Origin of the sequence: Roseovarius salincola (assembly GCF_026891095.1) — a bacterium.
Taxonomy (GTDB): domain Bacteria; phylum Pseudomonadota; class Alphaproteobacteria; order Rhodobacterales; family Rhodobacteraceae; genus Roseovarius; species Roseovarius salincola.
Genome location: NZ_JAPTNL010000001.1, coordinates 321,546 through 345,336 on the forward strand (window position 1 = coordinate 321,546; position 23,791 = coordinate 345,336).

At 63.3% G+C, this 23,791-nt stretch carries 22 protein-coding genes; 14 read left to right on the forward strand and 8 right to left on the reverse strand.

Translation table 11 applies throughout. From position 1 onward, the window contains the following. Positions 1-108 precede the first annotated feature (108 nt). A complete protein-coding gene (locus N5A93_RS01565; protein ID WP_268953291.1) occupies positions 109-1,221 on the forward strand; it encodes a polysaccharide biosynthesis/export family protein in 1,113 nt (370 codons plus the stop codon). Between the two features lie 6 nt (positions 1,222-1,227). Here the strand turns inward: N5A93_RS01565 and N5A93_RS01570 are convergent, their stop codons facing one another. After that, entirely contained in the window at positions 1,228-1,824 is a 597-nt protein-coding gene (locus N5A93_RS01570; RefSeq protein ID WP_268953292.1) for a hypothetical protein, read from the reverse strand. 180 nt (positions 1,825-2,004) lie between these two features. After that, positions 2,005-4,749 carry a DNA gyrase subunit A gene (gyrA, locus tag N5A93_RS01575; RefSeq protein WP_268953293.1) on the reverse strand — a complete coding sequence of 915 codons (2,745 nt, stop codon included), beginning with the start codon at positions 4,747-4,749 and terminating at the stop codon, positions 2,005-2,007. Between the two features lie 244 nt (positions 4,750-4,993). Here gyrA and N5A93_RS01580 point away from each other — a divergent pair, with 244 nt between their 5' ends. Beyond that, positions 4,994-5,263, forward strand: coding sequence for an usg protein (locus N5A93_RS01580; RefSeq protein ID WP_268953294.1), 270 nt, complete (start codon positions 4,994-4,996; stop codon positions 5,261-5,263). An 89-nt stretch (positions 5,264-5,352) separates the two neighbouring features. Here the strand turns inward: N5A93_RS01580 and N5A93_RS01585 are convergent, their stop codons facing one another. Together N5A93_RS01585 and hemB are read right to left on the reverse strand one after the other, a co-directional pair. Further along, positions 5,353-5,913: a lipid-binding SYLF domain-containing protein gene (locus N5A93_RS01585; protein WP_268953295.1), complete on the reverse strand. Its 561-nt coding sequence runs from the start codon at positions 5,911-5,913 to the stop codon at positions 5,353-5,355. Between the two features lie 111 nt (positions 5,914-6,024). Further along, positions 6,025-7,020, reverse strand: coding sequence for a porphobilinogen synthase (gene hemB / locus N5A93_RS01590; protein ID WP_268953296.1), 996 nt, complete (start codon positions 7,018-7,020; stop codon positions 6,025-6,027). A gap of 122 nt (positions 7,021-7,142) precedes the next feature. On the opposite strand from hemB, the gene N5A93_RS01595 reads away from it, so the two are divergent. From N5A93_RS01595 to N5A93_RS01610, 4 genes are all read left to right on the forward strand, one after another. After that, positions 7,143-7,685, forward strand: a complete 543-nt coding sequence (locus tag N5A93_RS01595) for a component of SufBCD complex (protein WP_268953297.1) — start codon at positions 7,143-7,145, stop codon at positions 7,683-7,685. 45 nt (positions 7,686-7,730) lie between these two features. After that, positions 7,731-11,192 (forward strand): transcription-repair coupling factor, encoded by a 3,462-nt coding sequence (mfd, locus tag N5A93_RS01600; RefSeq protein ID WP_268953298.1) that lies wholly within the window; start codon positions 7,731-7,733, stop codon positions 11,190-11,192. Continuing rightward, entirely contained in the window at positions 11,185-11,778 is a 594-nt protein-coding gene (locus N5A93_RS01605) for a GNAT family N-acetyltransferase (RefSeq protein WP_268953299.1), read from the forward strand. Before mfd ends, N5A93_RS01605 begins: the two co-directional genes overlap by 8 nt. Before the next feature lie 96 nt (positions 11,779-11,874). Continuing rightward, complete coding sequence (locus N5A93_RS01610; protein WP_268953300.1) at positions 11,875-13,035, forward strand: helix-turn-helix domain-containing protein; 1,161 nt, start codon at positions 11,875-11,877, stop codon at positions 13,033-13,035. On the opposite strand, the gene N5A93_RS01615 is transcribed toward N5A93_RS01610, so the two are convergent. From N5A93_RS01615 to N5A93_RS01625, 3 genes are read right to left on the reverse strand one after another with little or no spacing between them, the layout of a single operon-like run. Further along, positions 13,032-13,616: an HD domain-containing protein gene (locus N5A93_RS01615; RefSeq protein ID WP_268953301.1), complete on the reverse strand. Its 585-nt coding sequence runs from the start codon at positions 13,614-13,616 to the stop codon at positions 13,032-13,034. The two genes, N5A93_RS01610 and N5A93_RS01615, sit on opposite strands and share 4 nt — an antisense overlap. Beyond that, on the reverse strand, positions 13,613-13,861 hold the full coding sequence (locus N5A93_RS01620) for a hypothetical protein (protein ID WP_268953302.1): 249 nt from the start codon (positions 13,859-13,861) through the stop codon (positions 13,613-13,615). The genes N5A93_RS01615 and N5A93_RS01620 overlap by 4 nt, the downstream gene beginning before the upstream one ends. 4 nt (positions 13,862-13,865) lie before the next feature. Further along, positions 13,866-14,519, reverse strand: a complete 654-nt coding sequence (locus N5A93_RS01625) for an alpha/beta hydrolase (protein WP_268953303.1) — start codon at positions 14,517-14,519, stop codon at positions 13,866-13,868. A gap of 153 nt (positions 14,520-14,672) precedes the next feature. Here N5A93_RS01625 and iscR point away from each other — a divergent pair, with 153 nt between their 5' ends. The 8 genes from iscR (at position 14,673) to N5A93_RS01665 (ending at position 22,202) form a co-directional block, all read left to right on the forward strand. Further along, complete coding sequence (gene iscR / locus N5A93_RS01630; protein WP_268953304.1) at positions 14,673-15,134, forward strand: Fe-S cluster assembly transcriptional regulator IscR; 462 nt, start codon at positions 14,673-14,675, stop codon at positions 15,132-15,134. Positions 15,135-15,186: 52 nt separating this feature from the next. Then, positions 15,187-16,230 carry a cysteine desulfurase family protein gene (locus tag N5A93_RS01635; protein WP_268953498.1) on the forward strand — a complete coding sequence of 348 codons (1,044 nt, stop codon included), beginning with the start codon at positions 15,187-15,189 and terminating at the stop codon, positions 16,228-16,230. A gap of 22 nt (positions 16,231-16,252) precedes the next feature. After that, the gene (gene sufB / locus N5A93_RS01640; RefSeq protein ID WP_268953305.1) at positions 16,253-17,776 is read left to right on the forward strand and encodes a Fe-S cluster assembly protein SufB; all 1,524 of its coding nucleotides are present in this window, start codon (positions 16,253-16,255) and stop codon (positions 17,774-17,776) included. Positions 17,777-17,856: 80 nt separating this feature from the next. Continuing rightward, positions 17,857-18,612 (forward strand): Fe-S cluster assembly ATPase SufC, encoded by a 756-nt coding sequence (sufC, locus tag N5A93_RS01645; protein WP_268953306.1) that lies wholly within the window; start codon positions 17,857-17,859, stop codon positions 18,610-18,612. Further along, on the forward strand, positions 18,612-19,898 hold the full coding sequence (sufD, locus tag N5A93_RS01650; RefSeq protein WP_268953307.1) for a Fe-S cluster assembly protein SufD: 1,287 nt from the start codon (positions 18,612-18,614) through the stop codon (positions 19,896-19,898). The genes sufC and sufD overlap by 1 nt, the downstream gene beginning before the upstream one ends. Further along, positions 19,898-20,383 (forward strand): YIP1 family protein, encoded by a 486-nt coding sequence (locus tag N5A93_RS01655; protein WP_268953308.1) that lies wholly within the window; start codon positions 19,898-19,900, stop codon positions 20,381-20,383. Before sufD ends, N5A93_RS01655 begins: the two co-directional genes overlap by 1 nt. Beyond that, positions 20,380-20,982, forward strand: coding sequence for a YIP1 family protein (locus tag N5A93_RS01660; RefSeq protein WP_268953309.1), 603 nt, complete (start codon positions 20,380-20,382; stop codon positions 20,980-20,982). Before N5A93_RS01655 ends, N5A93_RS01660 begins: the two co-directional genes overlap by 4 nt. Beyond that, a complete protein-coding gene (locus N5A93_RS01665; RefSeq protein ID WP_268953310.1) occupies positions 20,979-22,202 on the forward strand; it encodes a cysteine desulfurase in 1,224 nt (407 codons plus the stop codon). Before N5A93_RS01660 ends, N5A93_RS01665 begins: the two co-directional genes overlap by 4 nt. A 12-nt stretch (positions 22,203-22,214) precedes the next feature. Here N5A93_RS01665 and N5A93_RS01670 read toward each other — a convergent pair whose 3' ends face one another. After that, positions 22,215-23,708, reverse strand: coding sequence for a fused MFS/spermidine synthase (locus N5A93_RS01670; RefSeq protein ID WP_268953311.1), 1,494 nt, complete (start codon positions 23,706-23,708; stop codon positions 22,215-22,217). Positions 23,709-23,791: the final 83 nt, after the last annotated feature.

Sequence of the window (23,791 nt, forward strand, 5' to 3'; positions counted from 1 at the left end):
TGGAACCAGGCACGCGCACCGACTGAGTGGGGAGAAATCATTTTCGGGTTTCTACCAAGGATTGAGTGCGATATGGAAGATGCATGTCACAATGTGGGGGTGATTGGTATGGGGCGCGTTCGCCGTTTGTTTGTGCAGGGCATCTGCCTGTTGCTGCTGGCGGCGTGCAGCCTGCCGCGCGGCGCGGCGCTGCAATCCGAAATTCTGAACGAAGCCGCGGTTGAAACGCCCAGTTTCCAGGTGGTCAGGGTGACACGCGAGAGCGTGGCAGATCTCGCGTCATGGCCGGTGACCGGCTGGTCGGGCGGTTATAACTGGTTCGCCGCGCAGAGGGGCGCGGATTCCGCGCTGATCCAGCCCGGTGACAAGCTGGAACTCGCGGTTTGGGAATCGCAGGAGAACTCGCTTCTGGCGGGTGCCGGGAGCAAGATGACGGCGCTTCCAACAATGACCGTATCACCGGAAGGCACTGTTTTCGTGCCCTATGTGGGCGAGGTCCTTGTGCGCGGCCTCACCCAGAGTGCGGCGCGCAACAGGATTCAGAAGGAACTCAAGGATATCTCTGCGTCCGCGCAGGTGCAGCTTTCGGTTCTGGCGGGGCGCAACAATTCGGTCGATCTGGTCGGCGGTGTCGGCACGCCAGGGCGTTATCCGCTTGATGGGCGCAACGAAAGCCTGATGGGCGTGATTGCCCAGGCTGGCGGTATTGCCCCGGATCTGCGCAATCCGCTGGTGCGTCTGCATCGCGGCGGCCAGGGTTTCGAGGTGTTGGCAACGGATCTGTTGGAAACGCCCGGCCAGAATGTGCGCTTGCGCGGCGGTGATCAGATCACGGTCGTCGAGGACATGCGCAGCTTCAATGTTCTTGGCGCGGCGGGGCGTCAGGAGCGGATCCATTTCGAAACCGAACATATGACCGCGATGGATGTGCTCTCGGCCATGGGCGGGTTGAATGCCGGTCGTGCCAATCCGCGCGGCATCCTGATCCTGCGCGATTATGAGGCAAGCGATCTGAGGCCGGGCGATAGCGGACCGGATATGCGCCAGGTGGTGTTTACCATTGATCTGACCGGCGCTGACGGGCTGTTCGCGGCGCGCAAGTTCCGCATCAATCCGGGCGATACGCTGCTGGCGACCGAATCGCCGGTCAACGGCGCGCGCACGATCCTTGGCCTTCTGGGCACGGTGATCGGTCTGAGCAGTACCGCCAATGATGTCTGACGCGGATCAGACCGGGGTCAGGACGGCCTTGGGACGCGCGGGCAGATCGGCCTGTGCGGTGTCGGACCGAGCGGCCCCGGCGGCTTCGGCGGCCTGAGCGGCCTGCGCGGCGCGGCGCAGTTCGGCGCGCTTGGCGGCGGCTTCCTCGGCGGCGAGGCGTTTGCTGGGCTTGCCCCTGGCGATGCGCCGGGGCTGAACGGTTTCGCCCTGGCGCAGACGGCCCCGGGCGGATCTGCCTGAGGCGCGGGGCTGCAACGCCAAGGCCCCCGGCATGATCGCAGAGGCCAGGACGGCATCCCGCCAGAAGCCCTGGATGTCAGCGGACGCAGGAAAGAGCAGGTTCTGCGCCGCACTGGACCCGATGACGAAGAGCGCAAGCCCGGCCGAGGACAGCCGCAGGCCGAGACCCGCCATGACGACGAGGGACAACGCACAAAGCGTCACCGTCCCCGCCAGATCACCGGTTGCGGGACCAAGGACCGGAACGAACAGCGCCCCCGGATCGACTCCGGCCGCAAGGCCCAGTGCGATGGCGACGAAATACGTCCCGACAACGATACGGATGATGGTCAAAGCGGTGAAATTCAGCCAGCTGTCTTGCATGTCCCGCGCTCTTTTTTGCGGAGCCGGACGATCCGGCGCCTGCCTGGGGAGAACTCGCAAACCGGTAACTCAACTGTAACACGTGCACATTGCGCTGAGGAATGAGGCCGAATTTGCCCCGCAATCTGAAGTTGCGGGGCAAATTCCGGGCAAAATCGTGGCAATGCCCGTTATGGGCGATCAATCACCGCTTGTGGGCGCGTCACCCTCGGGCGCGGCGCCTGTCGCGGCGGTTTCGCCGGTTTCGGCGTCGATCTCGTCTTCGTCGGCATTCTCGGCGATCCAGGCCACGCTGACCACTTCCTCGCCCTTGCGGGTGTTGAACACCTTGACGCCGCCCGCCGAGCGCGAGCGGAAGGAAATGCCCTTGACGGGAACGCGGATCGACTGTCCGCGCGAGGTGGCGAGCATGATCTGATCGTCGGCTTCCACGGGGAACGAGGCCACCAGAGCGCCCGCGCGCATCGCCTTGTCCATCGCCTGCACGCCCATGCCGCCGCGCCCGCGCACCGGGTAGTCGTGGCTGGAGCTGAGCTTGCCCGCGCCCTGCACGGTGATGGTTAGGATCAGGTTTTCGGCGCTGTGCATCTCATCGAACCGTTCAGCGGAGATGTCTCCGGCGGGGGCGTCGCCCTCGTCGCCGTCATCGGGCGCACCGGCCAGCGCGCGACGCATCTTGAGGTAGGCGGCGCGCTCGTCGGAGGTGGCGTCGAAATGGCGGATCACAGACATCGACACGACGCGGTCATCGCCCTGAAGGCGAATGCCGCGCACGCCGGTCGATTTGCGGCCCTTGAAGACGCGCACCTCGGTGGTCGGGAAGCGGATCGCGCGGCCCGAGCGGGTCACGAGCATGACATCGTCATCTTCGGCGCAGATGCGCGCATTCACCAGTTCGGTCCCCTCGGGGAGGTCCATGGCGATCTTGCCATTGCGCTTGACGTTGGTGAAATCGCTGAGCGCGTTGCGCCGCACGTCGCCCGCGGTGGTGGCGAAAACGATCTGCAGGTCGTTCCATTCCTCCTCGGGGCGGTCGACCGGCATGATCGCGGCGATCGAGACGCCTGTCGGGATCGGCAGGATGTTGACGATGGCCTTGCCCTTGGAGGTGCGTCCGCCCTGGGGCAGGCGCCATGTCTTGAGCTTGTAGACCATGCCGTCGGTGGTGAAGAACAGAAGCTGGGTATGCGTGTTGGCCACGAAGAGGGTGGTGACCACGTCCTCTTCCTTGGTCTGCATGCCCGACAGGCCCTTGCCGCCGCGTTTCTGGGCGCGGAAATCGGCCAGCGCGGTGCGCTTGATATAGCCGCCCTGGGTGACGGTCACGACCATGTCCTCGCGCTCGATCAGGTCCTCGTCATCCATGTCGCCGGACCAGTCGACGATCTGGGTGCGCCGGGGCACGGCGAACTGGCTTTGGACCTCGCGCAGTTCCTCGGCGATGATCGCCATGATGCGTTCGCGGCTGGCGAGGATGGCGAGGTATTCCTTGATCTTGCCGGCCAGGTCCTGCAGCTCGTCGGTGACTTCGTTGACACCCAGCTGGGTGAGGCGCTGGAGGCGCAGCTCGAGGATGGCGCGGGCCTGGGTTTCCGAGAGGTTATAGGTGCCGTCCTCGTTGGCCTTGTGCGTGGGGTCGTCGATCAGGGCGATAAATTCGAGGATGTCGCCCGCCGGCCAGCGCCGGGTCATCAGCTTCTGGCGGGCTTCGGCGGCATCGGCGGAGCCGCGGATGGTCGCCACCACCTCGTCGACATTAGACACCGCCACGGCCAGACCGCAAAGCACATGGCTGCGGTCGCGTGCCTTGCGCAGCTCGAAGGCGGTGCGCCGGGCGACCACCTCCTCGCGGAAGGTGATGAAGGAGGTCAGAAAGCGGCGCAGGGTCAGCTGCTCGGGCTTGCCGCCATTGAGCGCCAGCATGTTGCAGCCGAAATGGGTCTGCATCGGGGTGAAGCGGAACAGTTGATTGAGCACCACCTCGGCGGTGGCGTCGCGCTTGAGTTCCACCACGACGCGCACGCCATGGCGGTCGGATTCGTCCTGCACATGGCTGATCCCCTCGATCCGTTTCTCGCGCACGGTCTCGGCGATCTTCTCGATCATCGCGGCCTTGTTCACCTGGTAGGGGATCTCGTCGATGACGATGGCGTAGCGGTCCTTGCGGATCTCCTCGACGCGGGTCTTGGCGCGGATCACGACGCTGCCGCGCCCCTCGAGATAGGCCTTGCGCGCCCCCGAACGGCCCAGCATGATCCCGCCGGTCGGGAAATCGGGGCCGGGGATATACTCGATCAGGTCCTCGGAGCTGAGATCGGGATTGTCGATCAGCGCCAGCGTGGCGTCGCAGACCTCGCCCAGATTATGGGGCGGGATGTTGGTGGCCATGCCGACGGCGATGCCGCCCGCGCCATTGACCAGCATGTTGGGAAAGCGCGCCGGCAGGACCGACGGTTCCAGATCCTTGCCGTCGTAATTGTCCTGATAGTCGACGGTGTCCTTCTCGATATCGGCCAGCAGCGCCTGCGCGGGCTTGTCCATGCGCACTTCCGTATAGCGCATGGCGGCCGGGTTATCGCCGTCCATCGAACCGAAATTCCCCTGCCCATCCAGAAGCGGCAGCGACATCGAGAAATCCTGCGCCATGCGCACCAGCGCGTCATAGATCGCGCTGTCGCCATGGGGGTGGTATTTACCCATGACATCGCCCACGGCGCGGGCCGATTTGCGATAGGGCTTGTCATGCGTGCTGCCGCCCTCGTGCATGGCATAAAGGATGCGCCGGTGAACCGGCTTCAGCCCGTCGCGCAGATCGGGGATGGCGCGGCTGACGATCACCGACATGGCGTAATCGAGATAGGATGTCTTCATCTCGTCCGAGATCGACACCGTCGGCCCGTCGTATGCGGGGCGCTCCGGCGGCATTTCTTCCGGATTTTCAGGGGGTTGTGGGGTGTCGTTCAAGTCGCGGCCCGTCCTGTCATGCGTGCTCTATATATTGTTGTCCGAACTATATCAGACGGCGGATATTGGGTGCAATGCCTGACGCGACAGCCCGTTGGCAGCCAGCGCGGCAGGGTGATAACATACTGTTTTCATTGAAAAACAAAATCATTTGGGCATCATCGGAGGACAAGAAGAAAAAACAGGATCAAGGAGGAAACACCCGATGCAGATGAGCGAATGCGAGATGTTGCTCAAGGGTTATGGGCTGACCACGGCCGAATTCTACTACCGGATGCCCGATTACACCCATGTTCTCAATACCTTCATCTGGCAGGATTACGACACCGCGCCGGATCACCCGCGCCTGTTCGGCTTCGTGGAATTCTGGCAGGGCGAGATAGAGGGCGCGCTGCATTCGGTGCGCTTTACCCATCGCAAGCTGGTGGCGCCGGGCGAGTGGCGCAACATGGTGGGCGAGTTCATCCTGCACTGACACCGCCCGCGGCTTCATCTTGCCGGAAATACTCCCGGGGTGAATTGGCCGCAGGCCAAGAGGGGGCAGCGCCCCCTCACATGCTCGGATCAGGGAATGATCCGCGAGTATTTCATGCCTTCCAGCGAGGCGCCGGCCATCGCCCCGGCCTGACCGAAGATCACCGCCACGACCGGCGCGGTGCTGGTGGTGGTATCGGCGCGGATATTCTCGCCCTGGTCGTTGAAGACATATTCGATATCGGCGCCCGCGACCCAGCCCGAGCCACGGCGGAACCGCTCCAGCGCGTCCTGCGTCATGAAGAACAACACATGGGCGAATTGCTGCGCCCCGATCTGAAGCCCGAAGGACCCCTTGGTGGCCGAGTAGTAATCGACGGTCGAATTGTCGATCTTGAGCGCGCCGCGCCCATAGCCGCCGCCGACCATGAAACCGGCCTCGGTCATCAGCGGCATGACCAGCATGCCGGTGGATTTCTCGGCAAGGTCGCGCGTGTTGGGATAGTTGGAATAAAGGTAATTCAACGTGGAATCGACGCGCGCGTCGATCTTCTGGCCGTTGGTGGACCCCACGCCATTGCCGCAGGCCGCCAGAAAGGGCGTGCCCGCCATGACGCCGAGTGTGAAACCGCGTCGCGTAAGTTTGCTCATGATGTTGCCTGTTCGTTGCCTGACATGATGCCGGTCTTATTGGATGACCGGTCGCGCACAGTATAGGCGCGCAAAGCGGCGCTGTCACCTGCCTCGCACGATTTGAGCGCGTTACTGCAGGGCGCGGGCGACAGCGGGGGCGAAATAGGTCAGCACGCCGTCGCAACCGGCGCGTTTGAACGCCATCAGGCTTTCCAGCATGGCGCGGTCGCCGTCGATCCATCCCTGTTGCGCGGCGGCCTGGATCATCGCGTATTCGCCCGACACCTGATAGGCGAAGGTGGGGGCGGCGAATTCGTCCTTCACCCGGCGGCAGATATCGAGATAGGGCATGCCCGGCTTGACCATCACCATATCGGCGCCCTCGGCCAGGTCGCGCGCCACGCAGCGCAGCGCCTCGTCGGTGTTGGCCGGGTCCATCTGATAGGTCTTCTTGTCGCCCTTGAGCGCGCCCGATGCCCCGACCGCATCGCGGAACGGGCCATAGAATGCGCTGGCGTATTTGGCCGCGTAGCTGAGCAGCAGGACGTTGTGATGGCCACCCGATTCCAGCGCGGCGCGGATCGCGCCGATGCGCCCGTCCATCATGTCCGAGGGGCCGATGATGTCGACCCCGGCCTCTGCCTGGCTCATCGCCTGTTTCACCAGCGCCGCGACGGTCTCGTCATTGACGATCTCGCCATCGGCCACGAAGCCGTCATGACCGGTATCCGAATAGGGGTCGAGCGCCACGTCGGTCATGATCGCGAGATCGGGCACCGCCGCCTTGATGGCACGGGTGGCGCGGTTCGAGAGGTTGTCGGGGTTCCAGGCCTCGGCGCAATCTGCTGTGCGCTTGTCGTCGCCGGTATAGGGAAAGAGGCAGATCGCCGGGATGCCCAGCGCATGGGCTTCGCGGGCGGTCTCGACCAGCTTGTCGACGCTGCGCCGCACCACGCCGGGCATCGAGGGCACGGGCTCTTCCACGCCCTCGCCATCGCGCACGAACAGCGGCCAGATGAGGTCGCCCGGACCAAGCGTATTTTCGGCCACGAGGGCGCGCAGCGCCGGGCTTTTGCGCTGGCGGCGCAGGCGGGTCGCGGGAAAGGTGGCTTGTGTCGGTTTCATGAGCGGGCCTTCGCAGAATGGGTCGCCGATGTCAGTGGCATGGAAATTCGCGCATCTCAAGGGTAGGAATTGCCGCGCTGCAGGTCTAGAACCTGTCGGCAGGCAATTCGGGAAGAGCCGCGGTGAACTGGTACGAGACCGTTTTCGAACTCATCGACATGCGCAGTTTCAGCAACCTCTGGTTCTGGATCGCGCTGGCGGTCCTGTGGTCTTCGACAAGCCATTGGGTGCTGGGCGTTCCATGGGACATGGTGACCCGCGCCCGCAAGGCCGAGCGCACCGGCGCGGATGCCCAGAGCGTCATCGACCTGCATGACATGGTGCGCATCAACACCAACCGGATCCTTTATATCTCGCGTGAATCGGGGCTTCTGGCCTCGGGTTTCGTGTGTTTCATCCTGACCGTCTCCATCATGCTGGGGTTCTTCTACCGCATCGAATTCGCGCAGGCGGTGTCCCTGTTGGCGGTGCCGATGAGCCTGGTGGCGCTTCTGTCCTATCGGAGTGCGCGCAAGATCCATCTGCGCGCGTTGCAAGGTGAGGCGCTTTACCGGCAGATGCACCGGCACCGGCTGGTGACGCAGGTGATCGGGATGATCTCGATCTTTGTCACCGCGATGTGGGGCATGTTGCAGAACATGATGCTTGGCGTTCTGGGCGGCTAGGGCTGTTGCTTGCGCCCTGCGCGCGAGGCTTGTATCGGGCTGGGAATGAGCGGATCTGATCATATCACCCTGGGCGGCGCCCCCGAAGGATTCGACGCGCGGCTGCTGCTGGACGAGGCCGCGCGGCGCGAGACCCCCGTCATCCATGTGGCGCGCGACGACAAGCGGCTGGCGGCGATGGCCGATGCGTTGCGCTTTTTCGCGCCCGGCATGCCAGTGCTGCGCTTTCCGGGCTGGGATTGCCTGCCCTATGACCGGATTTCCCCCAATGCCGATATTTCCGCCGCGCGCATGGCCACGCTGGCGGGTCTGGTGCACGGGATGCCAAGGCGCTTCGTGCTGCTGACCACGCTCAACGCGGCCACGCAGCGCGTGCTCGCGCGCGAGGTCCTGAAAGAGGCCGCCTTCACCGCCGGTCTGGACCAGCGCATCGACGAGGCGGCGCTCAAGGCGTTCCTGGTGCGCATGGGATTCAGCCAGGCCCCCACGGTGATGGAGCCGGGCGATTACGCGGTGCGCGGCGGGATCATCGACATTTACCCGCCGGGCGAGGGCGGGCCGGTCAGGCTGGACCTTTTCGGCGATGTGCTGGACGGGCTGCGCCGGTTCGACCCGGTCACGCAGCGCACGACCGAGAAGCTGGAGCGCATCGAACTGGCGCCGGTGAGCGAGGTGATCCTCGACGAGTCGGCGATTACCCGGTTTCGCCAGAATTACCGGATCGAGTTCGGCGCGGCGGGTACGGATGATCCGCTTTACGAGGCGGTGAGCGCGGGGCGCAAACATGCCGGCATGGAACATTGGCTGCCCTTCTTCCATGAGCGGCTGGAGACGCTGTTCGACTATCTGCCCGATGCGAGCGTCACGCTGGACGATCAGGTGACGCCCGCGCGGCTGGCCCGCTGGGAGTCCATCGCCGATCAGTACGAGGCCCGCCAGCACGCGCTGAAGCAGAAGAGCCGCGAAGACACGATCTACAAGCCGGTGCCGCCGGGGCTGCTCTATCTCGACGATGACGCCTGGCAGGCTGAAATGAGCGGGAGAAGGGGCGTTCAGCTCAATCCGCTGCCACAGGCCACCGGACCCGGCGTGATCGACGCGGGCGGGCGCATCGGGCGCAATTTCGCGCCTGAGCGCCAGAACGAATCCCTGAGCCTCTTTGGCGCGCTCAAGGATCATATCGAGGCGCGGCTGAAGGATGGTCCGGTCCTGCTGGCCAGTTATTCGGAGGGCGCGCGCGAGCGTCTCGAGGGGCTGCTGGAGGATGAGGGCCTCATCGCCGCGGTCACGGTCAGGGACGCCACAAGGATCGACAAGCGCGGCCTGCATCTGGCGGTCTGGTCGCTGGAACACGGGTTCGAGGCGCCCGGCCTCACGGTGATCGCCGAACAGGACGTGTTGGGCGACAGGCTGATCCGCGCCCCCAAGACCCGCAGGCGGGCGGAAAATTTCCTCACCGAGGCCCAGAGCCTCAGCCCCGGCGACCTGGTGGTGCATGTGGATCACGGCGTCGGTCGTTACCAGGGGCTTGAGGTGGTCACGGCGGCGGGCGCGGCGCATGAATGCCTGTTGCTGGAATATGCCGAGAATTCAAAGCTCTACCTGCCGGTCGAGAATATCGAACTGCTGAGCCGCTACGGCCATGAAGAGGGTCTGCTGGACCGGCTGGGCGGGGGGGCGTGGCAGGCCAAGAAAGCCAGGCTCAAGGAACGCATCCGCGAGATGGCCGACCGGCTGATCCGTATCGCCGCCGAGCGCGAATTGCGCAAGGCCCCGGTGCTGGAGGCCGAGCATCACGCCTGGGAGGCGTTCTCGGCGCGCTTTCCCTATACGGAGACCGACGATCAGCTGCGCGCCATCGAGGACGTGATGGGCGATCTGGATGCGGGCCGCCCGATGGATCGTCTGATCTGCGGCGATGTGGGTTTCGGCAAGACCGAGGTGGCGATGCGCGCGGCCTTCGTGGCGGCGATGTCGGGCGTGCAGGTGGCGGTGATCGCACCCACCACGCTGTTGGCGCGCCAGCATTACCAGAGCTTTGCCGAGCGTTTTCGCGGCTTTCCCATAACGGTGCGGCCGCTGTCGCGTTTCGTCAGCCAGCGCGACGCAAATCTGACCCGCGACGGGCTGGCCAAGGGCAGCGTGGATATCGTGGTGGGCACCCATGCGCTGTTGGCCAAGGGGGTGCGGTTCAAGAACCTGGGCCTGCTGGTGATCGACGAGGAGCAGCGTTTTGGCGTGGCCCACAAGGAGCGGCTGAAGCAGCTGCGCTCGGATGTGCATGTGCTGACCCTGACGGCGACGCCGATTCCGCGCACGCTGCAATTGTCGCTCTCTGGGGTGCGCGACCTGTCGATCATCGGCACGCCGCCCATCGATCGCCTGTCGATCCGCACCTATGTGAGCGAGTTCGACGCGGTGACGGTCCGCGAGGCCTTGCTGCGCGAGCATTACCGGGGCGGGCAGAGCTTTTTCGTGGTGCCAAGGATCAGCGATCTGCCCGAGATCGAGGAGTTCCTGAAGACCCAGGTGCCCGAGGTCTCATATGTGGTGGCGCATGGGCAGATGGCGGCGGGTGCGCTCGATGACCGGATGAACGCCTTTTACGATGGGCGTTACGATGTGCTTCTGGCCACGACCATCGTGGAATCGGGGCTGGATATTCCCACCGCCAACACGATGATCGTGCATCGCGCGGACATGTTCGGCTTGAGCCAGCTTTACCAGATCCGCGGGCGGGTGGGGCGCGCCAAAACGCGCGCCTATGCCTATCTGACCACCAAGCCGCGGATGCGCCTGACCGCGGCTGCCGAAAAGCGGCTGCGGGTGCTGGGGAGTCTGGACACGCTTGGCGCGGGCTTCACGCTGGCCAGCCAGGATCTGGACATTCGCGGCGCCGGGAACCTTCTGGGCGAAGAGCAGTCGGGCCAGATGCGCGATGTGGGCTACGAACTTTACCAATCCATGCTGGAAGAGGCGATCGCCAAGATCAAATCCGGCGAAATGGAGGGGCTGACCGAGGATGACGGCCAATGGGCGCCGCAGATCAATCTGGGCGTGCCGGTTCTGATCCCGGAAACCTATGTGCCGGATCTGGACGTGCGCCTTGGGCTTTATCGCCGCCTCAGCGGGCTGACGACCAAGGTTGAACTGGAAGGCTTCGCCGCCGAGCTGATCGACCGTTTCGGCAAGCTGCCCAAGGAAGTGAACACATTGATGCTGATCGTGCGGATCAAGGCGATGTGCAAGCGGGCCGGGATCGCCAAGCTGGATGGCGGGCCGAAGGGCGCGACGATCCAGTTCCACAACGACAAGTTCGCATCGCCCACAGGGCTGGTCGAATTCATCGGGGCGCAGAATGGTCAGGCCAAGGTCAGGGACAACAAGATCGTCGTGCGGCGCGACTGGCGCAAGGACAGCGACAAGATCAAGGGCGCCTTCGCGATTGCCCGCGATCTTGCCGAGAAGGTGGTCGCCGAAAAGAAGAAGGCCAGGAAAGATGCTTGAAGACGGGCTGCATGGCGTGCCGGCGGGGCATACCGCTTCGGTGGTGACGCATCTGGAGATGCTGGAAGAGGCGCCGCAGAGGCCGGAGGCCGACCTGGCGCTGGAGCTGGTGCGCGTGGAGCGGCCCGGCCCGGACTGGTATCTGGACCTGTTTCGCGCGGTCGGGGCACCCTGGCTGTGGTTCGGGCGGCTGGAAATGGCGCGCGCCGATCTGGAGGCGCTGCTGAGTGATGCGCGCGTGCATGTCCATGTGCTGCGCGACAAGGGGCGCGAGGCGGGGCTGCTGGAGCTGGATTTCCGCGTGCCGGGCGAATGCGAGCTGGCCTATTTCGGGCTGGTGCCGGGGGGGGTCGGGGGCGGCGCGGGGCGCTGGCTGATGAACCGGGCGATCGGTCTGGCCTGGGGGCAGGGGATCGGGCGGTTTCACGTCCATACCTGCACGCTGGATCATCCCGCCGCGCTGGATTTCTATTGCCGCAGCGGCTTTGTGCCCTTTCGGCGCGAGGTCGAGATCGCGCCCGATCCGCGCCTGATCGGGCTGTTGGCGCGCGATGCCGCGCCGCAGGTACCGCTGATCGGGGGATGAGGGCGCGCGGGGTTTGCTCATTTTCAAACTCGCTTTTAAATTGCAATTTTCCTAGCTAGTGTTTGTTCACTCGCGAGCTAGCTAAAGGAGTTGGGCTTGACTGACTTCAAAGACTTTTTCAGTTTTGATCTGAAACAATGCAGGCTTGGTCACGGCCTTAGTCGGTCAGATATGGCTTGGTTGTTGGGCGTAAGTGCCTCAACGCTGCGTCGATGGGAGGATGGTCAAAATATTCCGCAGACGGCAACGATCTGGCGTGTTTTGAACGAATTAGAACGCTTGCCGGAGACAGAACATGCGGTTGGAGTACACCAGCTAAAAATTATCTTTAACGAACTAGGCAAGCATCTTGAATTATCGCAAATAGAAACAGAAGAACAAAAGATACTTAAGATTGAGAAAGCCTTAAGGACATCAATCCTAAGAGCTTCTCAGACTGACTTTCAGTTCTCGCGAAATAAGAGATCGCTCGAACCGGTTCCTTTTCCTGATGATCTAGCGTTATTCGACCGAGCCAAAGAGTCAGACCTTCGAGATTTGGTAAGTTCGCTGGCCCGAACCAGTAAAGAGCTTATCCCGTCGGTTCAAAATTCTAACATTAACTCTGTTGCTTTGACGAATCACTTGGAGGGCTACTCTAACGAGTGCCAAGAGATTCGCCCAAACCCAAGGTATCTGCAGCATAAAGGAGAGATAATTCGTCGCGCACTGGCCAGTAACGATATTCTCAATGCTTTAAACGATTGGGATAAGATCGGGCTCGAGCGCTTTGTTGAAGATCACAACGAGTTAATGCGCAGGTACTTTGGCGAAGCTCTGCAGAAAGCTCGCGAAGTCGAAATCGCGGAAATATCGCCCAGTGTTGCAGATGACGCGGCTGACTTACTCGCGGATGCGATCAAGTCTATGCACGAGTTAAACCGGCACGAGGAAGCTCAGGCTGGAAGGATCGATGACAAAAGTATTGCGGTTTTCTTTGATCTTAAAACTGAAATCGATGAGATATTGGCAGCCAGAGAGCGAGCCAATAGCCCAGATGCAATTGAAAGACAGAACAAGCGCGCGTTAGTCGTTGCCAAACATTCCGCCGTACTTACCGGACGTTTGATTTTCCGTTCATTTGGGGCCGTTATTTCAAACGGGGGCAATCTTGGCGGCCTGGCTTTCGTCTATGAAACAGCTAGCCCTGGTTCGTTGAGAGCGGTTTACGAGGTGTTTGAGCGAGCCATTCCAGCACTTCCGTCTCTTCCATTCTAGTTGCGCGCGAACCAGTCGCGGATTTTCGGCAGTATCCAGTCCCAGAGGGCGGGCGCGCCACGGGTGATGGGCGCGCCGACGCGGGTTTCGACCTGCGAGAGCGTCGCGTCATGGTCGCGCCAGCTGATTCCGTCCGAGGCGAGGTTCTGATTGGGCGGCTGGAAGCGGTCGAGCGCCTTGGCGAAACGGGCGTCGGCGCTTTCGCCGGATTCGAATTCATCCCATAGCGCGCGCAGCGCGGTGGCCTGATCGGCGGGCAGAAGAGCGAAGATGCGGGCGGCGGCGGCATCTTCGGCGGCGGCGATGGCAGCGCGGTCGGCATCGACGTAAAGCGGCGTGTCGCCGGCATCGATCTCGACCAGATCATGCAGGATCAGCATCCTGATGACCCGCTGCGTATCGACGCCCTCGGGGGCATGCTCCCCAAGGACGAGCGCGTAAAGGGCGAGGTGCCAGCTATGTTCGGCGGAGTTCTCGTAGCGCGAGCCGTCGCAGAGCGTATTGGCGCGGGTGACGGATTTCAGCCGGTCGGCCTCGGCAAGGAAGGCGATCTGCGCGTCGAGACGCGAGAGGTCGCTCATTCCTGGTCAGCCGCGCCGGGGCTGTTGGCCTGCTGGAATTTCCGCGCGCGTTCCATCAGCAGCGCGCGGGCCTTCATGTTGGCGCGCCGCACCCGCAGCGAGGTGAGGAACGCCTCTTCGGCGGTCTGCGATGTGGCGCCGAGCAGTTTGATCACGTCCGAGACGATCTCCTCGTCGCCGGTGGCGTCGATATATTTGATCACGTCCTGCGCGAGATCGTCGGCCATGTCCTCGGTCACGCCCATGGGATCACCGTGTGGTCTCGGTGAGCCGGCGTTTCACATAGTCCGTGGTCGTGTCGATCAGCGTGTCCATGTAGGGTTCCTTGAAGAAATGGTCGGCGCCTTCGACCTCTTCATGGGTGATGGTGATGCCCTGCTGTTCATGCAGCTTGTTCACGAGCGCGGTGGTGTCGGCGGGCGGCGCGACGCGGTCGGCGCTGCCATTGATGATCAGCCCGGAGGAGGGGCAGGGCGCGAGGAACGAGAAATCATACATGTTGGCGGGGGGCGAGACGCTGACGAAGCCGGTGATCTCGGGGCGGCGCATCAGAAGCTGCATGCCGATCCATGCGCCGAAAGAGAACCCGGCGACCCAGCAATGCTTGGAATTGTTGTTCATGGATTGCAGGTAATCGAGCGCCGATGCCGCATCCGACAATTCGCCGACCCCCTGATCGTATTCGCCCTGGCTGCGCCCGACGCCGCGGAAGTTGAAGCGCAGAACCGTGAAGCCCATGTTGTAGAAGGCGTAATGCAGGTTGTAGACGACCTTGTTGTTCATCGTGCCGCCGAATTGCGGGTGCGGATGCAGCACGATGGCGATAGGGGCGTCTTTTTCTCGTTGGGGATGGTAACGGCCTTCGAGACGGCCTTCTGGGCCGGGAAAGATGACCTCGGGCATAGGGCCTGTATCTCCTAGGTTCGGCGCGCGACTTTCTTGACGAAATCGCTCAAGCACCTTAGAATGGTTCTAAAGTCCAGCCAGGGACTGGAAACTTCAAGCCAGATAAGGCTTGCATGGCGTCACGTCAATCTATTCGCGGGGGAATCAGCGATGAAGCTGAGCACGAAGGGACGATATGCGATGGTCGCGCTGGTCGATATCGCGCTTCAGGACGGCGATGATCTGGTGACGCTGAACGAGATCGCGAAGCGGCAGGATATCTCGCTGCCCTACCTTGAGCAGCTTTTTGTCAAGCTGCGCCGCGCGGATCTGGTCGCGTCGGTGCGCGGGCCGGGGGGCGGTTACAGGCTGGCGCGGCCAGCCTCGGAAATCCGTGTGGTCGATGTGCTGGCGGCCGTGGACGAGACCGTGAGCGCCTTGCAGAAGGGGGCGGGGGCGTCGGGCGCGGCCAGCGGGTCGAAGGCGCAATCCATGAGCAACCGGCTGTGGGAGTCGCTGAGCGCGCAAGTCTATGTGTTTCTGCATCAGACCCGGCTGAGTGATGTGGTGAGCAACACGCTGGCGCCATGTCCGGCGGTGCCGAACCTGTTCGCGGTGGTCGATGAGGATTGAACGGCGCGCGCGCTGCTGACGCGCGCTCAAGGAAAGGATGCCGGTGTCTGAGATGGCAAGGGCCTATCTGGATTACAACGCGACGGCCCCGCTGCGCCCCGAGGCGCGCGCGGCGATGCTGGAGGCGATGGACCTTCTGGGCAACCCTTCGAGCGTCCATGCCGAGGGGCGCGCCGCAAAAGCCATGATCGAGCGCGCCCGCGCCGAAGTGGCGGCGGCGTTCGGGGCCGAGGGCAACGACGTGATCTTCACCTCGGGCGCGACGGAGGCGGCGGCGCTGGCCTGCGCGGGGCGTGGGCTGCATGGTGCGTTGATCGAACATGATGCGGTAAAGGCCTGGATCACCCCCGATCTGGCGGTGGATGCGCAAGGGAAGGTGACGGTGCCGGATCCGGGTCAATCTGTGCTGCAACGCGCGAATTCCGAGACCGGCATCATGCAGGACCTGCCCGAGGGGCTGGAAGTAAGCGATATGACCCAGGCCTTCGGCAAGCTGCCCGATGCGTTCAACTGGTCGGGCTGCCGGATGGCGCTTTTGTCGGCGCATAAGCTGGGCGGCCCCAAGGGTGTGGGCGCGCTGGTGGTCCGGCGCGGCACCGATCTGGCGGCGATGATCCGCGGCGGCGGACAGGAAATGGGGCGCCGTTCTGGAACTGAAAACCTGATTGGAATCATAGGCTTCGAAGCCGCAGCTAAGGCGGCGGCGCGGGATTTGGCCGATGGGGTCTGGCAGCGCGTCGCGGAATTTAGAAAGATTCTAGAAAATACTGTTGCAGCTGGGGCAAATGAGACTATTTTTGTCGGGAAAGACGCCGCGCGCCTGCCCAACACCTCGTGCTTCATGACCCCCGGATGGAAGGGCGAAACGCAGGTGATGGCGCTGGACCTGGCGGGGTTTGCGATTTCGGCCGGTTCGGCCTGTTCCAGCGGCAAGGTGCGCAGCAGCGGCGCGTTGCAGGCCATGGGGTTCAGCGAGGCCGACGCGGGCTGCGCGGTGCGGGTCTCGCTGGGGCCGGACACGACCGAAGACGAGATCATGCGCTTCGCCGAAACCTGGTTGAAGCTGAGAGAGAAACACCGCGCCCGCGCGGCTTAGACGATCAAGGAGGAAGGCCAAAATGGCGGCACTGGATGACACGAAGGTCAAGGAAGGCGTCGATCAGGAAACGGTTGATGCCGTGCGCGAAATGGCTGGCACCTACAAGCACGGCTGGGAAACCGATATCGAAATGGATTACGCCCCCAAGGGGCTGACCGAAGATATCGTCAGGCTGATTTCGGAGAAGAACGAAGAGCCTGAATGGATGACCGAATGGCGTCTTCAGGCCTATGCCCGCTGGCTTCAAAAGGAAGAACCCGACTGGGCGATGCTGGATTATCCCGAGGTGGATTTCCAGAACCAGTATTATTATGCCCGCCCCAAGAGCATGGCGACCAAGCCCAAATCGCTGGACGAGGTCGATCCCAAGTTGCTGGAAACATACGCGAAACTGGGTATCCCGCTCAAGGAGCAGATGATCCTTGCCGGCGTCGAGGGCGCCGATGAGGCCCCGGCCGAGGGCCGTAAGGTGGCCGTGGACGCGGTGTTTGATTCCGTGTCGGTCGGCACGACCTTTCAGAAGGAACTGAAAGAGGCGGGCGTCATCTTCTGCTCGATCTCGGAGGCGATCCAGAACCACCCGGAACTGGTGCGCAAATACCTGGGTTCGGTGGTGCCGGTCAGCGACAATTTCTATGCGACGCTGAATTCGGCGGTGTTCTCGGACGGGTCGTTCGTTTACGTGCCCCCCGGCGTGCGCTGCCCGATGGAGCTGAGCACCTATTTCCGTATCAATGCCGAGAATACCGGCCAGTTCGAGCGCACGCTGATCATCGCCGACAAGGGGTCTTACGTGAGCTACCTCGAAGGCTGCACCGCGCCGCAGCGCGATGAAAGCCAGCTTCATGCGGCGGTGGTCGAGATCGTCGTCGAGGAAGACGCCGAGGTGAAATATTCCACGGTGCAGAACTGGTATCCGGGCAACGAGGAAGGCAAGGGCGGCATCTACAACTTTGTCACCAAGCGCGCCGATTGCCGGGGTGACCGGGCCAAGGTGATGTGGACGCAGGTGGAAACCGGCAGCGCGGTGACGTGGAAATACCCGTCCTGCATCCTGCGCGGCGATGACAGCCAGGGCGAGTTCTATTCGATCGCCATCACCAACAACTGGCAGCAGGCCGATACCGGGACCAAGATGATCCACCTGGGCAAGAACACGCGCTCGCGCATCGTGTCCAAGGGGATCAGCGCCGGTCAGGCGCAGAACACCTATCGCGGCCTTGTCAGCATGCATCCCAAGGCCAAGAACAGCCGCAACTACACCCAGTGCGACAGTCTGTTGATCGGCGGTAACTGCGGGGCCCACACGGTGCCCTATATCGAGGTCAAGAACAACTCGAGCCGGGTCGAACACGAGGCGACGACATCCAAGGTGGATGATGACCAACTGTTCTATTGCCGCCAGCGCGGCATGGACGAGGAAGAGGCCGTGGCCCTGGTGGTGAACGGGTTCTGCAAGGACGTGTTGCAGGCGTTGCCGATGGAATTCGCCATGGAGGCGCAGCAGCTGGTCGCGATCTCGCTGGAGGGCTCGGTGGGCTGACGCCTGCCGCCCGCGCCGGACTTATGGAATGAATGCGGCCCCCAGGGTCGCCGATGAGACAGAAACGAGGAAAGTCAAAGATGCTGGAAATCAAGAACCTGCATGTCGATCTGGAAGACGAGGAGAAAACCATCCTCAAGGGTGTGGACCTGTCCGTGGAAGCGGGCAAGGTGCATGCGATCATGGGGCCGAACGGGTCGGGCAAGTCGACGCTGAGCTATGTTCTTGCGGGGCGTGACGGCTATGAGGTGACCGAAGGGTCGGCGACGCTGGATGGGGTCGATATCCTCGACATGGACCCCGAAGAGCGTGCCGCGGCGGGCCTGTTCCTGGCGTTCCAGTATCCGGTCGAGATCCCCGGTGTGGGTAACATGACCTTCATGCGCACCGCCGTGAATGCGCAGCGCAAGGCCAAGGGCCTTGACGAGATGAGCGCGACCGATTTCCTGAAACTGGTGCGCGAGAAGGCGGCGACGCTGAAGATGGATAACGAGATGCTCAAGCGCCCGGTCAATGTCGGGTTCTCGGGTGGCGAGAAGAAACGCAACGAGATCCTGCAGATGGCCGTGCTGGAACCCAAGATGTGCATCCTCGACGAGACCGACTCGGGGCTTGATGTGGATGCGATGAAACTGGTTGCGGAAGGTGTGAACGCGCTGCGCAACGAGGGGCGCGGTTTCCTTGTGATCACCCATTATCAGCGCCTGCTGGATCATATCAAACCGGATGTGGTGCACATCATGTCCGAGGGCCGCATCGTCAAGACGGGTGGTCCCGAACTGGCGCTCCAGGTCGAGCGCGAGGGATATGAGGATATCAAGGCGGAGGTGGCGTAATGGCATTGCCGCAGGCGAAACTGGATGCGACCGAGGCGCGGCTGGCCGTCGCCACCCGCCCGAGCGGCGCGGCCTGGGCCGGTGCTGCGCGAGATGGCGCGCTGGCGCGGCTGCGCGCTCAGGGGCTGCCGCACCGGCGCGACGAATACTGGAAGTTCACCAATCCTGACACGCTGGTTCAGCCCGAGGCGCCCGAGGCGGCGGCCTTCGACGAGACCGACGCGCCGATCTTCGACGCGGTCGAGCGGCTTAAGATCGTGTTCGTGGATGGTATCTTTGACGCCGATGCGAGCGACGATCTGGCGCTGGAGGGTGTGAAGCTCGAGCGGCTGAGCGACGCCGCGCAAAGCGACATCCACTGGGCCAAGGAGCTTTATGGCGTGCTCGAAGAGCGCGGGCAGGACCCTGTCGCGCGCCCGCTGGCGGCGCTCAACACGGCGCTGGCCGATGACGGGGTCCTCATCCATGTCACAGGCAAGGCCAGCAAGCCGATCAACCTGATCTATCACCACCAATCGCCCCGCTCGGATGCGATGCTGCACCATGTGGTCAAGCTCGATCCGGGTGCCGAGGTCACGCTGCTGGAGAATGGCCCCGCCGCCGCACGGTTCAACACGGTGATGGAGGTCGAGGTGGCCGATGGCGCCGCGTTCCATCATGTGCGCGCGCAGGGTCGCGATCACGAGCGGCGCACGGCGACGCATCTGTTCGCGCGCCTTGGCGAGGAAAGCACCTTCAAGACCTTCACGCTGACCGCCAACGGGATGCTGACGCGCAACGAATGCGTGGTCGAGATGAAGGGCGACAATGCTGCGGCGCATATCGCCGGGGCCTGCGTGGGCGATGGCGATTTTCACCATGACGACACGGTTTTCGTCACCCATGACGCGGTCAACTGCGAAAGCCGCCAAGTCTTCAAGAAGGTGCTGCGCAATGGTGCGCGGGGCGTTTTCCAGGGCAAGATCCTTGTCAAGCCAGACGCGCAGAAGACCGATGGCTACCAGATCAGCCAGTCGCTTCTGCTGGATGGCGACAGCGAGTTCGACGCCAAGCCTGAGCTTGAAATCTACGCCGATGACGTGGCCTGTTCGCATGGTTCGACATCGGGCGCGATCGACGAGGAGGGGCTGTTTTATCTGCGCGCGCGCGGCGTGCCCAAGCATATCGCCACCGACCTTCTTACGCTGGCCTTCCTGGCCGAAGCGGTCGACGAGATCGAGGATGAGGTCCTGCGCGCCGAACTGGTCAACCTGCTTGAGGGTTGGCTGGAACGCCGGCGCGGCTGATGCCTGTCACAAGCGATATCGTGGCCACCTACCGGGGGCCACGGACCGTTATGCGGCGGTTGCTGATCATGACCCCGAACGAAGGTCGCGCGCTGGCGATCGTCATGGCGGCCTGTCTGGTGGTGTTCGTCGCCCAGTGGCCGCGCCTGGCGCGGGTGGCGCATCTCAACAATCAGGAGATCAACCCGCTTCTGGGCGGGGCATTGATGGGGTGGGTCTTCATCATGCCACTGGTGCTCTATGCGCTGGCATTCCTGAGCTTTCTGGTGTTACGCATCTTCAGCGCGCGGGCGAGCGGTTATCGCTGCCGCCTGGCGTTGTTCTGGGCAGTGCTGGCGGTGAGCCCGTTGTTCCTGCTCAACGGGTTGGTGGCGGGGTTCATCGGCGCGGGTGCGGGGTTGCAACTGGTCGGCCTCGTCACACTTTTAGTGTTCATGTGGTTCTGGCTTGCGAACCTGCGTGAGGTTGGATGGGGCGAAACATGAATGCGACGGATCTGAGATCCTTTTTCTTCCTGACGCTGCGCGCGCCGCGGCAGGCGGGAGAACAGTTTCTGGCGATGCAGCTTCCGGCGCGCGCAATGTGGATCGCGCTGTCGCTGGTTTCGGTGCTGACGTCGCTGGGGTTCTCGGGGCTCATGTATCTGGGGCAGGGCGCGGACGACCAGTTCGCCCAGATGTTCGGCCAATCGTCCGTCTACAGTGCGCCGTTGGTGTTCGCGGCGATGCAATGGGTGCGCGCGATCCTGTCGGTCTTCATGTTCTACTGGGTCGGCCGGATGATGGGCGGGCAGGGCGCGCTTGAAGACGTGCTGCGTGTGGCGACCCTGTTGCAGGCCGTGACCTTCGTGCTGATGAGCGGCTTGCTGCTGGCGGGCTTCGTGCTGCCCTTCGTGATGTCGTTGCTGATCCTTGTCACCTTTTTCTGGTGGATCAGGGCGATGGCACTGCTACTTGATCTGGTGCATGGCTTTGACAGCGTGTTCAAGGCGGCGGGCGCGCTTCTGCTGTCGATGTTGGGTGTAACGATCGGTGTTTCGCTCTTTTTCGGGGCCATTGCCAACCTGTTTCCGGGGGTGTCATGACATACGATATCGAGAAGATCCGCGCTGATTTCCCGATCCTTGGCCGGGAGGTGAACGGCAAGCCGCTGGTTTATCTCGACAATGGCGCCTCGGCGCAGAAACCCAAGGCGGTGATCGACGCGATCACCACCGCCTACAGCCACGAATACGCCAATGTGCATCGCGGGCTGCATTATCTGTCGAATGTCGCCACCGAGAAATACGAGGCCGTGCGCGGCATCATCGCGCGGTTCCTGGGTGTGGCGGACGAGGATCAGATCATCCTCAACTCCGGTACCACCGAGGGGATCAACATGGTTGCCTATGGCTGGGCGATGCCCCGGATGGAGGCGGGCGACGAGATCGTGTTGTCGGTGATGGAGCACCACGCCAATATCGTGCCCTGGCATTTCCTGCGTGAGCGGCAGGGCGTGAAGCTGAAATGGGTCGATGTGGACGCCGCCGGCGCGCTCGACCCGCAAAAGGTAATCGACGCGATCGGGCCGAAAACAAAGCTGGTGGCGATCACGCATCTTTCGAACGTGCTGGGCACGCGGGTGGATGTGAAGGCGATCTGCGACGCCGCGCATGAGAAGGGCGTGCCGGTTCTGGTCGATGGCAGTCAGGCGGCGGTGCATATGCCGGTCGATCTGGATGCCCTGGGCTGTGATTTCTACGCCATCACCGGCCACAAGCTTTATGGTCCCTCAGGGTCGGGTGCGATTTATGTGCATCGCGACCGGTTGGCCGAGATGCGCCCTTTCATGGGCGGCGGCGACATGATCCGCGAGGTCAGCAAGGATGAGGTCACCTATGCCGACCCGCCGATGAAATTCGAGGCCGGAACGCCGGGTATCGTGCAAAGCATCGGACTTGGCGCGGCGCTGGAATACATGATGGCGGTCGGAATGGAGAATATCGCGGCCCATGAGGCGAGGCTGAGCGCCTATGCGCAGGAGCGCCTGACCGGGCTGAACTGGTTGAGCCTGCAGGGCACGGCACCGGACAAGGCGGCGATCTTTTCCTTCACCATGGAGGGGGCGGCGCATGCGCATGACATCTCGACCATTCTGGACAAGAAAGGCGTCGCGGTGCGCGCCGGGCATCACTGCGCCGGGCCTTTGATGGATCACCTTGGCGTCAGCGCGACCTGCCGGGCATCGTTCGGGATGTACAACACCACAGGTGAGGTGGACGCACTGATCGACGCGCTGGAACTGGCGCATGACCTTTTCGCCTGAGCGGGGCCGCGTTCAGCCCGGGCCGAGCAGGCGGTCGATCGGGGCGTAATCGTCGCTGAGCACCACCGGGTCGCGCGCGTAGAGCATGGTGTCGACGAAGCGGTCCGAAAGCGCGCCGTAGCGCGTGGGTTCGGGGGCCGGTAGCCGCATGCTGTCCACAGCGCTTGGACCCTCCGAGGCGACCAGCACAAAGACCATCCGCGCGCCGGGTGCGGGTTGGCGCTGTTCGGTCCAGACTTCGACATCGGGGAATACGGTGGCCAGCGTCGCATGGATCGCCGCCAGCGCATCGAGCCGGTCTTCGAAGTCGATCACGTTCATGACGTAGATGCCGCCGGGATTGAGCCGCGCGCGCACCAGCGCAAAGAACTCCTGCGTGACCAGATGGGACGGCACCGCGATATCGGTGAAAGCGTCACCAACGATCACGTCATAGTGCGTGTCGGGGCGTGACGTGAGGGCGCGGCGGGCGTCCTGGTGCAGCACGCGGGCGCTGTCGGGATCGAACCAGAAATCGCGTATCGCGACACGGGTGACGACCGGGTCGATTTCGGCCACGGTCAGCGGACCGATGCCGCGATCCGCCCATGCACGCGGAATCGAGAACGTGCCGCCCCCCACGAAGAAAGCCGAGAAGGGCCGCGCGCCCATGCGCATCCGTGCCAGACCGTCCAGCATCGCCGCGTAATCCGAGAACATCACGCGCGGCAGGTCGCGCGCGCTGGTGCCATGGGCCAGGTGGTCGAGAACCAACAGGTTCACCGGGCGCGAGGGATCGGCGGCGATATTCTCGGTACGGATGCAGAAATAGCGGCTCTCGTGGTCACAGGGGCTGGACATCGTGGTCCCGAACCCGGTCAGCGCCAGCACACCCGCTGCCAGCGCCAGCGGCGTGATCTGCCAGACCGAGCGGGCCAGCCCGAAACAGGCCAGCGCGCAGATCACATAGCTCAGGGCAACGATGGCGAGCGTCAGCGCGCTGCCCAGCCATGAGATGAACAGGAAGCCCGCCAACAACGTCCCCCCGATCGCTCCGATCGCCCCGGCGGCGAACATCGCGCCAAGCGCGCGCCCCGAACGGTCCGAGCCGCTGACCGCGATCTGCGCCAGCACCGGCGCGGGCACCCCGGCAAAGAAGGAGGGCGCAAAGAAGGCCGCCGCGCAGAGCAGCGTGATCGCCCAGACCGGGTGCGCGACCATATCGAGAAGAGGCCCGGCGCTGGCGCGCAACAAGAGCCCGGCAATCGCCGTGGTGGCCGCCGCCGCAAGGAGCGCCCAGCCGGTCTGACGCAGGGCATTGGGGGCTGGTTTCTCGGCGATGCGCCCGCCCCACCAGTGCCCGGCGGAAAACCCCGCCAGCACCACCGCGATCACGGCCGTCCAGGTATAAAGCGACATCCCCACATAGGGTGCCAGCATCCGCCCCGCGACGATCTCGACCACAAGGCTGGCGGCTGAAACGACGCCCTGCAAGAACACGAGAAACCAAAGTGTGGGATGGGGCATGATCCGGCCTTCATGATTGGGTCCGACGCCCATAACGACCGATTCAGCCGAGGGTTTCAAGCCGCTGACCGGTGCCGGATTTC